General features: G+C 75.7%; 9 protein-coding genes. 5 read left to right on the forward strand and 4 right to left on the reverse strand.

The annotated features are described in order from the left end of the window. Nucleotides 1–16 precede the first annotated feature (16 nt). The 5 genes from dgoD (at nucleotide 17) to U5911_RS15450 (ending at nucleotide 7,441) form a co-directional block, all read left to right on the forward strand. Nucleotides 17–1,162, forward strand: coding sequence for a galactonate dehydratase (gene dgoD, locus U5911_RS15430; protein ID WP_336037948.1), 1,146 nt, complete (start codon nucleotides 17–19; stop codon nucleotides 1,160–1,162). Between the two features lie 262 nt (nucleotides 1,163–1,424). Continuing rightward, the gene (locus U5911_RS15435) at nucleotides 1,425–5,174 is read left to right on the forward strand and encodes an MMPL family transporter (RefSeq protein ID WP_336037949.1); all 3,750 of its coding nucleotides are present in this window, start codon (nucleotides 1,425–1,427) and stop codon (nucleotides 5,172–5,174) included. Beyond that, nucleotides 5,171–5,938, forward strand: coding sequence for a TrmB family transcriptional regulator (locus tag U5911_RS15440; protein ID WP_336037950.1), 768 nt, complete (start codon nucleotides 5,171–5,173; stop codon nucleotides 5,936–5,938). The genes U5911_RS15435 and U5911_RS15440 overlap by 4 nt, the downstream gene beginning before the upstream one ends. A gap of 58 nt (nucleotides 5,939–5,996) precedes the next feature. Next, nucleotides 5,997–6,425 carry a GNAT family N-acetyltransferase gene (locus U5911_RS15445; RefSeq protein ID WP_336037951.1) on the forward strand — a complete coding sequence of 143 codons (429 nt, stop codon included), beginning with the start codon at nucleotides 5,997–5,999 and terminating at the stop codon, nucleotides 6,423–6,425. Between the two features lie 65 nt (nucleotides 6,426–6,490). After that, nucleotides 6,491–7,441, forward strand: a complete 951-nt coding sequence (locus U5911_RS15450; protein WP_336037952.1) for an AAA family ATPase — start codon at nucleotides 6,491–6,493, stop codon at nucleotides 7,439–7,441. Between the two features lie 42 nt (nucleotides 7,442–7,483). Here the strand turns inward: U5911_RS15450 and U5911_RS15455 are convergent, their stop codons facing one another. From U5911_RS15455 to U5911_RS15470, 4 genes are read right to left on the reverse strand one after another with little or no spacing between them, the layout of a single operon-like run. Next, nucleotides 7,484–8,998 (reverse strand): DUF7519 family protein, encoded by a 1,515-nt coding sequence (locus U5911_RS15455; protein ID WP_336037953.1) that lies wholly within the window; start codon nucleotides 8,996–8,998, stop codon nucleotides 7,484–7,486. Continuing rightward, entirely contained in the window at nucleotides 8,995–10,452 is a 1,458-nt protein-coding gene (locus U5911_RS15460; RefSeq protein WP_336037954.1) for a DUF58 domain-containing protein, read from the reverse strand. Before U5911_RS15460 ends, U5911_RS15455 begins: the two co-directional genes overlap by 4 nt. After that, a complete protein-coding gene (locus U5911_RS15465) occupies nucleotides 10,449–11,090 on the reverse strand; it encodes a DUF7269 family protein (RefSeq protein ID WP_336037955.1) in 642 nt (213 codons plus the stop codon). Before U5911_RS15465 ends, U5911_RS15460 begins: the two co-directional genes overlap by 4 nt. Then, entirely contained in the window at nucleotides 11,087–13,816 is a 2,730-nt protein-coding gene (locus tag U5911_RS15470) for a transglutaminase domain-containing protein (RefSeq protein WP_336037956.1), read from the reverse strand. Before U5911_RS15470 ends, U5911_RS15465 begins: the two co-directional genes overlap by 4 nt. Nucleotides 13,817–13,880 lie beyond the last annotated feature (64 nt).

The raw sequence follows: 13,880 nt of genomic DNA on the forward strand, positions 1-13,880 counted from the left end.
GCCCTCGTAGGTGGCGATGCGCATCACCGACTACGAGCTGTTCCACGCGCCGCCGCGGTGGCTGTTCCTGAAGGTCACCACGAGCGACGGGACCGTCGGCTGGGGGGAGCCGGTGCTCGAGGGGCGCGCGCGGACGGTCGAGACGGCGGTCGAGGAGCTGTTCGAGCACCACCTGCTCGGGGCGGACCCGGGTCGGATCGAGGACCACTGGCAGGCGATGCACCGCGGCGGGTTCTACCGCGGCGGCCCCGTCCTGCTGTCGGCCATCGCGGGCGTCGACCAGGCGCTCTGGGACGTCAAGGGCAAGCAGTTCGGCGCGCCCGTCCACGAGCTGCTCGGCGGCGCCGTCCGCGACTCGGTCCGCGTCTACCAGTGGGTCGGCGGCGACCGGCCGGGCGACGTCGTCGACGCCGCCCGGGAGAAGGTCGACGCCGGGTTCACGGCGCTGAAGATGAACGCGACGGCGGAGCTGCGGCGCGTCGACACGCCGGCGGCGGTCGCCGAGGCGGCCGACCGGCTGGCGGCGGTCCGCGAGGCGGTCGGCGACGACGTGGACGTGGCCGTGGACTTCCACGGGCGCGCGTCGAAGTCGATGGCGGAGCGCCTGGTCGAGGCGCTGGCGCCGTACGAGCCGTTCTTCGTCGAGGAGCCGGTGCTGCCGGAGCACAACGACGCGCTGCCGGCGGTCGCGGCGCGGACGTCGACGCCGCTGGCGACGGGCGAGCGCATGTACTCGCGGTGGGACTTCAAGGAGGTGCTCGAGCAGGGGTGCGTCGACGTCGTCCAGCCGGACGTCTCGCACGCCGGCGGCATCACGGAGGTGCGGAAGATCGCGGCGATGGCGGCGGCCTACGACGTGGCGCTGGCGCCGCACTGTCCGCTCGGGCCGGTGGCGCTGGCGGCCTGCCTGCAGGTGGACGCCGTCGCGCCGAACGCGCTCGTCCAGGAGCAGAGCCTCGACATCCACTACAACGAGACCCGGGACGTCCGCGACTACCTCGCGGACCCGTCGGTGTTCGACTACGAGGACGGCCACGTGTCGGTCCCGGACGGCCCGGGTCTGGGCGTGGAGGTCGACGAGGACGCGCTCCGCGCCGCCGAGGACCCGGACTGGCGGAACCCGGTGTGGCGCCGCGACGACGGCAGCGTCGCGGAGTGGTAGGGAGCGGTGGCTGGGTCGCGGAGTGGTAGGGAGCGGTGGCTGGGTCGCGGAGTGGTAGGGAGCGGTGGCTGGGTCGCGGAGTGGTAGGGGGGTGGCTGGGTCGCGAAGCGGACGGCCCCGTCGGCGTTCCCGCAGTGCGCGCTCCTATCGCTGCGTTTATGTGCGCTGTCGATAACACTCCGGCAGAGAAGACTGTCAGTATGTTCCTACCAACAACCCTCCGGCGCGCGTCGCCGTCCGCGCCGAACGCGGGGTGGCTGCCGTGAGCCGCATCGGCGACGTCGCCGCGTTCGTGACCAGGCACAGCAAGGCCGCCATCGCGGTGATGCTCGTCCTGACCGTGGTGGTCGGCGCGGGCGCGCCGATGGTCGGCCAGTCGTCGTCGCTGGACCAGTTCCAGTCCGAGAGCCCCGAGTCCGAGAAGCTCGACTACATCGAGCGGAACTTCCGGGCCGGCGACGAGAACACCACGACCGCGCAGGTCGTCGTCCGCGGTGACAACGTCCTCTCGAAGGACGCGCTCGTGAACACTCTCGAGTACGAGCGCGCGCTCTACGACAACGAGACCGTCGAACGGACGCTCGCCGACGAGGACGCCGTCACCGGCATCGCGAACGTCGTCGCGACGGCGTCCATCCAGCGCGAGGAGAGCCGCGAGCTCCGGGCGCTCGCCGCGGAGTTCGAGGAGCTGAACGCGACCCTGCGGAGCGAGCGGCGGGCCCTCGAACAGCGGTCCGCGGCGCTGAACGAGACCGCCGACCTGCTGCGCGGCGAACTCACCTACCTCCGCGAGAACCCGGACGCGAGCGTCGACGCGGCGTTCGAGCGCGTCCGCGCGAACGCCACCGTCGAACTCGGCGACGACCACTCCGCGACGTTCCAGCGCGCGGCCGACGACCTCCGGGCCGCCGACAGCGAGTCCGACGCGGAGGCCGCCTACCGCCTCGGCACGCGTGGCGTGCTCGCCGACGAGTACGACGCGCTCGCCGAGCGCAGCGAGGCCCTCGACGAGCGCGCCGACGACCTCCGGGCGCTCGGCGAGGACGTCCGCGAGCAGCGCGCCGTCGTCGAGAACGCCAGCGACGCCTCGCTGGCCGACCAGCTCGCCCACCTGGAGTCGCTGAACGACTCCGAGGTCGAGTCCGTCGTCGCGGCCGTCCTCGCCGAGGACGGGACCGGCGGCGCCGGCCAGTCCGTGTTCGGCCTGATGCCCTCGGGCTACGAGCCCGGGTCGACGACCGCCGAGGCGACGATGCTCGTCGTCACCCAGCAGGCCGACGAGGAGGTCCCCGCCGGCGGCCAGGTCACCAGCGACCGCATCGTCGACGCCCAGCTCGCGATGCAGGACCTCGGCGAGGACCGCGACCAGGACTACCTCGTGTTCGGCGGCGGCCTCATCACCGACGAGATCAACTCCTCGATGACCGACAGCCTCCTCATCGTCGGGCCGCTCGCCGTCCTCTTCGTGCTGGTGGCGCTGGCGGTCGCGTACCGGGACGTCCTCGACATCCTCCTCGGGCTGTTCGGCATCGGCGCGGTGCTGACGTGGACGTTCGGCTTCATGGGGTGGGCGGACATCGCGTTCAACCAGATCTTCATCGCGGTGCCCGTGCTCCTCATCGGCCTCAGCATCGACTACGCCATCCACATCTTCATGCGGCACCGCGAGGAGCGCGTCGGGCGGGCCGCGACCGACGGCGGCGCGCCCGACGGCCCCCGGGGGTCGATGCGGGTGGCGCTCGCCGGCGTCGGCGTCGCGCTCGTCTGGGTGACCGCGACCACCGTCATCGGGTTCCTCTCGAACCTCACGAGCCCCGTGCCGCCAATCCGGGAGTTCGGCGTCGTCTCCAGCGTCGGCATCACGGCCGCCCTGCTGGTGTTCGGCGTGCTGGTGCCAGCGCTGAAAGTCGAGATCGACGGGTTCCTGGAGGCGCGCGGCTGGGACCGCCGGAAGCGCGCGTTCGGCACCGGCGGCGGCCGGTTCAGCCAGGTGCTGTCGGTCGGCTCGACGGCCGCGCGGAAGGCGCCCGCCGTCGTGCTCGTGTTGACGCTGCTGGTCACCGCCTCGGGCGCGTACGGCGCGACCCAGGTGGACACGTCCTTCGCGCAGGAGGACTTCCTGGCGGAGGACCCCGAGGAGTGGATGACCGAGCTCCCGGAGCCGTTCGCGCCCGGCGAGTACACGGCCAAGGAGAACCTCGAGTACGTCAACGACCGGTTCGTGCGCGAGGACTCGCAGGCTCAGATCCTGCTCGAGGGCGACGTCGTCGGGGACGACGCGCTGGAGCGCGTGCAGGCGGCCAGGGACGCGTCCGCCGAGCAGGACGTGACGAAGATCCTGCCGAACGGCGAGCCCGCCATCCAGGGGCCGCTGTCCGCGATGCGCGGCGCCGCGGCGACCAACGAGACGTTCAACGCGACGTTCCACGCGGCGGACACGGACGGCGACGGCGTCCCCGACCGGGACGTCGAGGCGGTCTACGACGCGTTCTACGAGACCGCGCCCGAGCAGGCCGGCTCGTACGTCCACCGGACCGACGGCGGCGAGTACGAGGCGGTGCGGCTGGTCGTCTCCGTGTCCGGCGGCGCGTCCGGCGGGGACGTCACCGAGCAGATGCGCGCGGTCGCCGACGCGACGAGCGGCGGCGGCGTCGAGGCGACCGCGACCGGCCAGTCCGTCCTGTTCAAGATCGTCCAGGACCAGCTGCTGGAGACGGTCGTCGAGAGCCTGCTCGTCACGCTCGTCGCCGTGTTCGTGTTCCTGATGCTGACCTACCGGCTCACCGACGGGAGCGCGACGCTGGGCGCGGTGACCCTGTTGCCCGTGGTGTTCAGCGTGTCGTGGATCCTCGGCACGATGTACCTCGCGGACATCCCGTTCAACATCCTGACGGGGATGATCACGAGCCTCACGGTGGGCCTCGGGGTGGCGTACAGCATCCACCTCAGCGAGCGGTACATGCAGGAACTGGAGCGCCAGGGCGGCGTCTGGCCGGCGATGCGGACCGCCGTCACGGGCACGGGCGGCGCGCTCCTCGGGAGCGCGGCGACCACGGTCGGCGGGTTCGGCGTGCTCGTGTTCGCCATCCTGCCGCCGCTCCAGCAGTTCGGCATCATCACCGGCCTCACCATCATCTACGCGTTCCTCGCGGCGGTGCTGGTGCTGCCGACGCTGCTCGTCGTGTGGACGCGGTACCTCGGCCCGGACTGGGCGTCCTTCGAGGACGACGCCGGCGACCTGCCTGACGCGGGCGGCGACTCCGCGGCGGCGCCCGGCAGCGACGCCGACGCCGACGGGACTGCCGCAGTCGAGACCGCGGACGCCGGCGGCGAGCCGTCGGACGGTGACACCACGGCGAGCGGCGATGCGGACGCCAGCGACGGCACGGGCGCGGCCGGCGCGGACGCCGACACGGCCGGCGGTGCGGGCGCGGACGGCGCCACGGACACCGACGACGCGGCCGGCGCGGCTGCCGCTGTCGGCGCCGCGGCGGCCGGTACGGCACGGAGTCCGCCGCCGGAGGCGGCGCGGACGCTCGACCGCGACCTCGTCGAGCCGGGCGGCAGGCTCGCCGCGACTGTCGAGGTGCCGGCGCGCGACGGCCGCGTCGTGGTCTCGGAGACCGTCCGCGGCGGCACCGTCGCGGACCTCGACGCGTCCCCGGAGCCGGTCGACGCCGTCCTCGCCGGCGACACCGTCTACGTCGCGTGGCGGCTGAACGGCGAGCCGGCGACCGCGACATACGAGGTGGCGGTCTCGGAGACGGCGCCGGACGGCAGCGACGTCACCGTAGACGGGCGCGTGCTCGCGGCGGGCGACGAGGCTGCCGTCGGCGGCGACGACGCGGCGAGGGTCGTCGCGGACATCTTCGAGCGCGTGTTCGCGCAGGCCGAGGTGACCGACGACGACCTCGCGGCGGCGAGCGCGGCGTTCGAGGGCGGCGAGCTCTCCGCCGAGCAGTACGAACGCGTCGTCGGGGAGTGGGCGCGCGACCGCCCGGGGGACGAATGAACGACGAGGAGGCCGTCGCGGCGCTGAAGCGCCTCGGCCTCACGACGTACGAGGCCCGGGTGTTCGTCGCGCTCCAGAAGCTCGGCACCGGCACCGCCAGCGAGGTCGCGGAGGTCGCGGACGTGCCGCGCTCGCAGGTGTACGGCGCCGCCGACGACCTCGAGGCGCGCGGGCTCGTCGACGTCGAGCAGTCGAACCCCACGCGGTACCGGCCCGTCGACGCCGGCGAGGCGCGACAGCGGCTGTACCGCCAGCTCCGCTCGGAGAGCGACGCGGCCTTCGACTACCTCGAGACGGTGCAGGCCGAACGCCAGCCCGGCGAGGAGAGCGAGTCCATCTGGACGGTCCGCGGCCGGGAGAACGTCGCGTCCCGCGCGGCCGAACTGCTCGCGTCCGCGGACGACCGCGCGGTCTACGGGAGCGAGACCGTCGAGGCGCCGATCAGGGAGGCGCTCGCGGCGGCCGTCGACGCGGGCGCCGCCGTCACCGTCCTCAGCGAGGACGCGGACGTCCTCGACGTCGCGCGGGACGTCGGCGCGCGCGGCGTCCAGGTCCGCCACCCGCCGGCCGCGGACGCCGGCGAGGGGATGCCGGACGTCGGCGCCGAGCGCGTGGTGATGGTCGACGACGGCGCCGTGCTCGTGAGCGTCATCGGCGAGGACGGCGAGGAGGCGGCGTTCTGGAGCCGCGGCACGGCGTTCGCGTCGATGCTGTCGACGCTGCTGTCGGAGTTCACCGCGAGCGTCAGCGACGACGCGGAGTAGGCGTCCTCACCGGCGGCGGACAGCAGGGGTTTTCAGCGTCCGCGCGCTCACGTCGCGTATGCCAGTCGAGCGCGCGGACACCGACGCTCGCTACGAGGACGCGCTCGGCGTCCGGTACGCCGTGTTCGTCGACGAGCAGGGCGTCCCCGAGGACCTGGAGGTCGACGACCACGAGGCCGACGCCGTCCACTTCGTCGCGTACGACGACGACGGCGACCCGGTGGGTGCGGCGCGGCTCCGCGAGTACGCGGACGGCGTCGGGAAGGTCGAGCGCGTCGCCGTCCTCGAGTCGCGGCGCGGCGAGGGCTGGGGGGACGCGCTGATGGACGCCGTCGAGGCCGCCGCCCGCGAGCGCTACGACGAGCTCTACCTGCACGCCCAGCTGCCGGCGGCGGGCTTCTACGACCGCCGCGGCTACGAGCGCGAGGGCGAGGCGTTCGAGGAGGCCGGCATCCCGCACGTCGCGATGCGGAAGCGCCTCGCGTAGGCGTTCGATGCGGACGGGCACAGCGGGGACAGGTACAAGGTGCGTCGCGGCGTCCCACCGCGTGAATGGACGTCGACACAGCCGCCCAGACGTGCACCGACGTCGTCGACGCGGTGAGCGAGGCCGTGGTCACCGACCGCGCGTTCCTCGAGACCGTGCTCGCCGGCGCGCTCGCTCGCGGCCACGTCCTCCTCGAGGACGTCCCCGGGACCGGGAAGACGCTGACCGCGCGCAGCATCGCGACGGCGTTCGGCCTCGCGTTCAACCGCGTGCAGTTCACGCCCGACCTCCTCCCCGCGGATATCACCGGCTCGCACGTCTACGACGCCCGCACCGAGTCGTTCGACTTCAACCCCGGTCCAGTGTTCGCGAACGTGGTGCTCGCCGACGAGATCAACCGCGCGCCGCCGAAGACCCAGGCCGCGCTCCTCGAGGCGATGGAGGAGGGGCAGGTGAGCGTGGACGGCGAGAGCCACCAGCTCCCCGAGCCGTTCTTCGTCATCGCGACCCAGAACCCCGTCGAGCAGGAGGGGACGTTCCGGCTGCCGGAGGCCCAGCGCGACCGGTTCGCGGTGAAGGCCGGCATCGGGTACCCCGACCGCGCCGGCGAGCGCGAACTCGTCGACCGGCGAGCCGACCGCCACACCACCGCCCCGGAGGTGTCCCAGGTCGTGCCGGACGACGCGCTCGCCGCCCTCCAGCAGGTGCCGGAGACCGTCTCGGTCAGCGACGGCGTCCGCGACTACGTGGTCGACGTCGGACGCGCCACGCGCGAGGACGACCGCGTGGACGTCGGCGTGAGCCCGCGCGGCACCCAGCGGCTGTTCGAGGTCGCTCGCGCCCGCGCGGTCGTCCACGGGCGCGACTACGTCGCACCGGACGACGTGAAGCAGATCGCCCTCCCCGTGCTCGTCCACCGCCTCGTCCTCACCGGCGAAGCCGCCGTCGAGGGCGTCGACCCCGCCGACGTCGTGCGGGACGTCCTCGACCGCGTGCAGGTGCCGGCGGTCTCGTAGCCGCCACCCTGACCGATCGCCTAACGCGGTCGACGGACGCGGTCACTCCGCGAGCGCGCCGACCAGCGCCGCGAGGCCGACGCCGCCGGCGACGAGCACGGCGAGCGCGGCGCCGGTGGACGGCGCCGCGGCGCCCCTGGTGAGGTCGTGGACGAACAGCGCGCCGTAGTACGCGAGGGCGCCGACGCCGACGGCGGCGGCGGCGTGCACGAGTTCGGCGCGCGTCGTGGGCGCGCCGCGGTCGAGTTCCGCGGCGAGGCCGACGCCGTACTCGCCGACGTCCCAGGCGACCATGCCGGCGGCGACGAGGCCGAACACGAACTCGCGGGGCGCGTCCTGGACGCCGGCGGCGGCCGCGGCGAGCACGAGGCCTGCGGCGGCGACGGCCGCGGGCGCGCCGCGCTGTGGGACCGCGCGGAGCCGACCGAGCCCGGCGAACAGCAACAGGAGGGCGGCGAGGCCGGCCAGCGGCGCGAGCAGGCCGGCGAGCGCGAGCACTGGGTCGCCGAAGGCGGCGGCCGCGTCGTCGAGGGCGGGTCGCGCCGTCTCGGGGAGCGCGCGGCGCGCTCGCGCGACGACGCGGTCGGCGAACGCGACCCCGAAGGCGACGGCGAGCACGCCGCCGGCGGCGGTCGGCGCGACGCGACGCAGGCTCTCGCGGTGGTCGCCGGCGACGAGGCGCGCGGACTTCAGCGCGACGACCACGAGCACGGACGCCGCGATGGCGGCGAGCGCGAGCACGCGCACCGGTCCGGAGGACGCCAGCGCGCCGACGAGCGCGACCAGGGGGTCCGGGACCCCCTCGACGACCGAGCGCGACAGCCCGGCGACGAACCCGACGAAGACGAGCGTCCACGACAGCGCGGCCAGCCGCCAGACCGACAGGCAGACGGCGACCGCGTACCGGGACGCGCGCGCGACCCGGAGGCGGTGCTCGCGGGGCGCGAGTTCGACGAGCGGCGCGGCGTCGACGCCGGCCGCGAGCGCGCGCGCCGTCGCGGCGATCACTACGACGAACACCACGACGTCGACGGGGCCGCCGGTCGGCGACACCACGAGGTCGGCGAGCAGGCGCGCGACGCCGGGGACGCGGCCGAGCAGACCGGTCCCGGCGCCCAGTTGCGAGACGAGCGCGGCGACGGCCGCGAGGAACGGCAGCACGGTGGTCGCGACGACGACGGAGAACGCGCGGCCGACCGCGCCGCCGCCGACGCCGCCCGTGAAGGCCGCGGCGGCGCCGAAGCCGCCGGCTGCGACGCCGAGCAACACGACGGGGTCGAGGACGCCCTCCAGCAGCGGGAAGTCGGCGACCGAGAGCCCCATCGCGGCGAACACGGCGGCGCCGCCCGCCGGCGCGAGGACGGACGCCGCGAACACGGCCGCGGGCTCGTCGCGCGTCGCCAGCCCCGTGGAGACGGCGAGCAGGCCGCCGCCGACGGCGGCGACGAGCGCGAGGCCCCCGTACGCGGCGGTGGCGTCGTTCGCGGCGAACGCCACGACGGCGACCAGCGCAGCGCCCGAGAGCAGCGTCGGCCGCCTGACGGTCGCCGCGCTCATCGCTGTCCCTCCCTGACGGCCGTCGTGGCGCGCGCCACCGCGCTCGCCAGGGACTCCTCGGGCGGCCAGTCGACGACGCGCGAGCCGACCGCGCGCAGGTCGTCCAGCGCGAGCGCGCGCTCCGCGGCGGCCAGCGTCCCGCCCGGCGTGTCGGTCGCCGTGACGTCCGGGCAGACGGCGGTCACGCGGTGGCCGTCCGCGGCCAGCCGCCGCGCGAGCGACGCCGGGAACGCGTCCAGCGCCGGCGAACACACCACCACCTGCGTCCCCGGGGAGACGCGCGCCGCGAACCGCCGGACGCGGGCGTCGTCCTGCTCGTCGGCGTCGGTCGGCGCGTGGTCGTCGGTGTCCTGTACGTCGGCGTCGGTCGGCCCCTCTCCGTCCGGCCAGCCGCCGCCGTCTGCGGTCGGCGTGGGCGCGCGCCGTTCGCCCCCCTCCGCGGCCGCTGGCTCCGCCGCGGTGTCCTGTACGTCGGCGTCCTCGCTGTCGCTGGCGGCCGCTCCCGCACCGCCGGCGACGGCCGCGTCCAGCAGCGTGGCGACGCGCGCGTGGTGGGCGTCCCCCGTGCCGGGCGGCACCCACGCCGGCTCGGTGGCGTCGCCCCAGTCGAGGCCGAACACCGCGACCCCCACCTGGTGGCCGGCGTCCGACAGCGGCTCGACCGCCTGCGCGGCCGCGTACGCGGACAGGGCGGCGCCCGACGGCGTGCCCGCGCGAGCGGCGACGTCGGCCTCGTCGCGAGCGTCGACGGCGAGCACGACGGCGGCGGCGCGGCGCTCCCGGTAGTTCACCGTCGAGAGGTCGCCGGTCTTCGCGTACCGCCGCCAGTTGATGCGGCTCGCCGGGTCGCCGCGCTGGTAGTCCCGCGTCGAGTGGAACTCGATGCCGGGGCCGCCGGAGTCCGTCGGGAGCGTGCCGGCGTGCGTGGTGGTCTGCTGGCGCAGCGGCACGCCCGCGACGGTCACGCGGCAGTCGAGGCGGTCCGCGCCCGCCGCCGACACGTCCAGTGTGCGCGCGTCGCCGCCGCTCGTGCCGCGGAGCCGGACCGTCACCGCATCGAACGGGAACGTCCCCCGGTCGGCGACCACCGCGTACTCGACGGTCGCGGACCCGCCCGCGGGCAGCGCGAGCGCGGCGTCGGGCGTCCCCTCGACGACGCGGAGCCCGGCGGGCACGCCGTCGGCGACCCGGACGTCCGGGAGCGCGCTGTCGCCGCGGTTCTCGACGGTGAGGGTCACGCGCACGCGGTCGCCGGGCATCGGGTCGTCCGTCGACAGCGACCGCGCCGCGACCAGGGACTCGCCGCCGCGGGGCGCGGAGAGCGCGCCGTACAGCACGAACGCGAGCGGGACGGCGGCGGCGACCAGCAGCGTCGGCCGGCCGCTGGCGACGCCGGCACCGGCGAGCGCGAGCGTCGCCAGGAGGCCGCCGGTGAACCGCGACTGGCCGGTCACCGCGACCCCTCCGCGCGCGTCCACGTCGGGCGTCTCCGCCGCCCGCCGGCGCGCGACGCCCCGTCGGTGGCGAGCGCGTGGACGGCCGCGGCGGCGCGCTCGGCGCGCCGCTCGAACGCTCGCTCGGGGACCACCCAGCCGCGGAGGCGCTCCCGGAGCGGGTAGTGGGGCGCGCGCTCGTCGCCGACGAACGCCGCCGCGACGCGGTCGTCCGTCCACTCGCCGGCCGCGACGGCCGCCGCCGCGTCGTCCTCGTCGACGTCCGCGCGGCTGGCGTACGCGCGCACCGCGGTCTCCCTGACTGCGGCGCGCACTTCGCCGCGAGCGTCCCGCGTGCCCGTGGTCCCGTACTCGCGGACGAGGTCGACCGCGTCGTCGACGGCCCGCCCGGGGGCGTCCGGGCCGTCGTCGGACCGGACGTCGACCAGGGGTCGGTCGCTCGCCGGCGGCGACCTGCGGCGCTTCCGGAGCGCGTAGCCGAGCAGTCCCGCTCCCAGCAGCCCGGTCGCGAGCGTCGCGTCCACGGCGTCCGCGGCGCCGACGACCGACGACGGCGCGACGCCGACGGCCACGCCGACCGCGACCGCGACCGCGGCGACGCCGACCGCCGCGAGCACGGTGCGGAGCGCGGCCGTCACGCCCCACCACCTCGCTCGTCGTCCGCGTCCGCCGCGTCGCTCGCGCCGTCAGTTCCGCCCGCGCCGTCCGCGCCGTCCGAGACGTCCGCTCCGTCCACACCGTCCGCGCCGCCGCGGAGCGCGTCGAGGGCGTCGCTGGCGCGCTCCAGCCCGCTGGCGGCCGGGCGGCCGCCGTACGCGGCGTCCCGGAACGCGCCCGTCACCGCGTACACCGGCCGCCGCGGGAAGCCGCGACGGACCGCCTCGCGGGCGACCTCGCCGGGCGTCTTCGTCTCCCAGCGCTCGACGCCCACGACGCCCACGAACCGCCGCCAGACGGCCTGCAGGCTGCCGGCCCCGGCGTCCGCGCCGGCGTCCGCGGCCGGCGGCTGTCCCGCCGTCTGGTCCTCGTTCGTGGCGGCGCGCGCGGCGGCGACGACCGACGCCGCCCAGGCGCGGACGTCCGGCAGGCTGACCCGCCCGGGCAGCGACGCGAGCCACGCGAGCACGCCGCGCCAGCCGTCCCGCGCGGCCTCGCGGAACTCCGCGGCGAGCTCGTCGACGGCGTCCGCGAGGCCGACGAGGGCGCCGACCGCTGCGGAGACCGCCCGTCTGGCGGCCTCGCCGGCCACCGCGAGGACGAGCGCGAGCGTGACGCCGCGGCGGCTCGCCGCGACCGTGACGGCGGCCAGCGCGCCCGCCGCGAGCAGCGCCGCCAGCGCCGCGGACGGGAGCACCCCGTCGACGTACGCGGTCGCGTGCTTGCCGCTGGCCGACGCCGCGACCGCCGGCGCGCGCGTCCACGGGATCTCGAAGCCGACGCGGCCGCCCTCGTCGGTCGCGCCGACGCGCTCGCCCGCCACGGTCACGGGCGCGTCCGCGACCGCCTCGCCGCCAGCGGTCACGCGCGCTGTCGCCTCGGCCCCCGGCAGCGGCGCGACCAGTGACGGCGACACCGAGACGGACAGCGCCTCCACTGGGTAGGTCGCGGTCTCGCTGAGCTCGCCGCGGCTCGCGGTCACCGCGACCACGCCGCTGGCGTCCGCCGGAATCTCGACGGTGACGCGGCCGTCCTCGCCGGTGACGCCCTGTTCGACGCCCTCGACGGACACCGTCGCTCCCGCGAACGGCTTGCCCGCGACGCGCGCCTCGAGCGTGCGCCGTGCGCCCGGTTCGGCGTCCCCCTCGAAGGCGAACTGGACGTCCGAGGAGACGTCGATGCGCTGGACCGTCTCGTTGTCCTCGCCGTCCGCCTGCGTCGTCGCGGCTCCGGTGGCCGACTGCCCGCCGAACGACGGCTCGCCGACGCTGAACGCGGCGTCCGCGGTCGAGCCGCTCGACAGCACGCTCGACGGCATGCTCGACGGCGCGCTCGCCGCGGTCGGCGTCGCGACCGCCGAACCGGCGTCGGTGAGGTTCACGGTCGTGTCCACGGAGACGCGCAGTTCCTCCGCGTACGGGACGACGAACTCGACCTGGCCGCGCTCGTCGGTCCGGCCGACGCGGTCGCCGTTCACGACGAGCGCGACGTCGCTGGCCGGCACGCCAGCGGCGGTCACGTTCGCGGTGACGCGCTCGCCGGGGACCGCGGTCCGGTTCAGCGCGACGCGGAAGTCCGGGTCCTCGCTGTGCAGCGCGTCGCGTGCGTCCGAGCGCTCGTCGCTCGGCGTCGGGTCGAAGCGCACCCAGCCGACGTCCTCGAAGTACACCTCCACCCACGCGTGGGCGTCCGCGCCCCGCACGAGGTAGTCGCCGTCGCCGACGTACTCGCCGCCGGCGTACCCCACGACGTACCGCGCGGGCACGTCCTGCGAGCGGAGCATCACTGCCATCGTCGTCGCGAAGTACTCGCAGTAGCCCGCGGACTGCTCGAAGAGGAACTCGTCGGCGACGTTCGACCCGGGCTCGGGGACGTCCGTCAGCGAGTAGTTCTTCTCGGACTCGAGGTAGGCTTCGACGCGCTCGGCGGCCTCGTAGCGGTTCTCGGCGTCGCCGACGACGCGCTCGGCCGTCTCCCGGACGCGGTCGGTCGTCTGCACGGTCGAGTACTCGGTGTCGGTGACCGAGCCCGCCACCCGCGAGTCCGAGAGGGTCGCGGCGTCGGCGGGCGGCGAGACGCTCTGCACGCGGTAGGTCGCGCCCGCCTCCAGGGGCGGCGTCGCCTCGATGCCCGACGCCGCGGTGAGGTCGTACTCCTGGCTGCACGGGATCGCGTCGCCGCAGTCCTGGTCGATGTCGACGGGCCGCCACGGCGTCGGGAGCTTCGAGGCCGGCCGCCGCAGGGTCACCTCGCTCCAGGAGGCCTCCCGGGTGTCGATAGGGCGCGGGGCCTGCACGCGGTTCACGGGCTCCTGCGTCCAGCCCGAGCCGGTGTACGTCGTGTAGGCGTCAGTGCGCCAGTACCGGTCGCCGGCGGCCTCCGCGACGAAGTGCGGCGTCGCCGCGTCCCGCTGCTGTTCGGCGGACAGCGCGCCGCCGACGCTCGCGGACTGTCCCGGGGAGAGCGCGCCGAGCGCGGACGCGCCGTCGACGCGGGACTGCGCGTCGGGCTGGCCGAGCAGCGACTGGAGGTCCGCGAGGTTCCGCGCGAACGACGGGACCTCGCTGGGCGCCGGCGGCTGGTCGAGGCCGCCCAGCGGCGCCTGGCTGGACAGCGCGGGCGCGGCCGTCGACGCGGCGACGAGGCCGAGCACGCAGACGACCGCGAGGAGGGCGCGGCGAGCGTCGGGACCGGGGGCGTCGCTCATTAGGGCCAGTCTTCGCGCGCACGCTACCTATATTCGGCGGCTCGGTGCGCGTCTCGGTTCGGCG

This window comes from Halobacterium yunchengense (assembly GCF_037031165.1).
GTDB lineage: Archaea > Halobacteriota > Halobacteria > Halobacteriales > Halobacteriaceae > Halobacterium > Halobacterium yunchengense.

Coding starts and splice junctions, on each gene's coding strand:
- U5911_RS15455 (WP_336037953.1), bottom strand. CDS start 8,998: ATGAGCGCGGCGACCGTCAGGCGGCCGACGCTGCTCTCGGGCGCTGCG.
- U5911_RS15445 (WP_336037951.1), top strand. CDS start 5,997: ATGCCAGTCGAGCGCGCGGACACCGACGCTCGCTACGAGGACGCGCTC.
- U5911_RS15440 (WP_336037950.1), top strand. CDS start 5,171: ATGAACGACGAGGAGGCCGTCGCGGCGCTGAAGCGCCTCGGCCTCACG.
- U5911_RS15470 (WP_336037956.1), bottom strand. CDS start 13,816: ATGAGCGACGCCCCCGGTCCCGACGCTCGCCGCGCCCTCCTCGCGGTC.
- U5911_RS15450 (WP_336037952.1), top strand. CDS start 6,491: ATGGACGTCGACACAGCCGCCCAGACGTGCACCGACGTCGTCGACGCG.
- dgoD (WP_336037948.1), top strand. CDS start 17: ATGCGCATCACCGACTACGAGCTGTTCCACGCGCCGCCGCGGTGGCTG.